Below are 279 nucleotides of genomic sequence, written 5' to 3'. Positions count from 1 at the left end.
CCTGCTGCTGTTCTTCGTCCTCGGCGTTGGCGCCCTGGTCTTCTCCGGCGTGCCGATCGCCTTTGCGTTCGGGTTGGCGACCTTCGCCTACATCACGCTCACCACGCGATCGCCCTCAATGGTCGTGATTGGCCGCATGGCCGGCGATTTCCCGGGCGGCGTCGAACACGAAGGACAGGTCTGCGAAGCCGTCGCCCCGGCGCGAGGGCGTGCCCACTGCGATGAACACCGCGTCGGCCTCGGCCACCGCGTCCCGCAGGCTCGTCCCGAAGGCGAGCC

General features: G+C 69.2%; 1 pseudogene. It reads right to left on the bottom strand.

What is annotated here, in order from left to right:
- Window positions 1-142: 142 nt before the first annotated feature.
- A pseudogene (locus MKL20_RS23020) lies at window positions 143-279 on the bottom strand (UDP-glucose 6-dehydrogenase); the annotation flags it as partial.

Origin of the sequence: Methylobacterium sp. E-066, from assembly GCF_022829635.1 — a bacterium.
GTDB lineage: Bacteria > Pseudomonadota > Alphaproteobacteria > Rhizobiales > Beijerinckiaceae > Methylobacterium.
The sequence above is the reverse complement of the archived record's forward strand: the minus strand, read 5'-3'. Positions and strand labels throughout refer to the sequence as shown.